The organism is Vibrio sp. 970 (assembly GCF_033339075.1).
The window spans coordinates 1-847 of record NZ_JAWOTW010000174.1 but is presented as its reverse complement, the minus strand read 5'-3'; the positions used below and the strand labels follow the sequence as shown (position 1 = coordinate 847).

The 847-nt window shown below is 43.1% G+C and carries 1 protein-coding gene; it reads left to right on the top strand.

The genetic code is table 11. The features are described 5' to 3' along the window. Positions 1 to 847, top strand: an 847-nt coding sequence (locus R7Q11_RS25505; RefSeq protein ID WP_318094451.1) for a histidine kinase dimerization/phospho-acceptor domain-containing protein, incomplete at both ends; no start/stop codon positions are given.

Genomic DNA, 847 nt, shown 5'->3' with positions numbered 1-847 from the left:
CAGATCTTAGCGTTAGAAGAAGAGTTTAAGCGCTCAATCGACGATGCCGTGCATCAGTTGAGCACATTACTCAACATACCCAATGACAAGCTTCAACTCGTAACCAGTAACTACACCGAAACCTTCTACGAAGATTATTTACACAGCAATGATTCGGTTTTGGTGCTCGACGAACTCTCTGAAAGGCTCGACGAAAAACCGTCTTCAAAAGGCTCAATCAAAGCTCTGTATGAACGCATGAGATCGAGTAACACGGCACTTGTTATGCCACTGTTTGGTCGTGAAAAGTCGGTTTCACATTTGCTGATTTCTTCACACAAAAGCGATAACAAACTGTTTTCTAACGAAGAGATTTCAGCACTACAAACATTGTTGATCCGCGTACAAAATACGATTGAGTCTGATAGAAAGATTCGTCAAAGCCGCGCGTTGGCCAACTCGATCGCCCATGAAATGCGCAACCCATTGGCGCAAGTTCAGCTTCAATTTGAAGCGCTGAAACAGCACATTGATAGCAATGCATCCGATGACAAGATCATAAGCGATATCGAAAAAGGCCAAGCAGCAATTCAGCGTGGACGCCAACTCATCGACATCATCTTGCGCGAAGTCAGCGATACTTCAGCTGTACATGAGCCCCTTTCGCTTACTCCGATTCATAAAGCTGTAGATCTTGCGGTGAGTCGATACGGTTTTGAAAACGAACATATCATCGAAAGGGTGAAACTTCCGACTCAAAACGACTTTGTCGCCAAAATCAACGAGACGCTGTTTAACTTTGTCATTTTCAATTTGATTCGCAATGCGATTTACTATTTTGATTCCTATCCCAATAGTCAAATTGAAA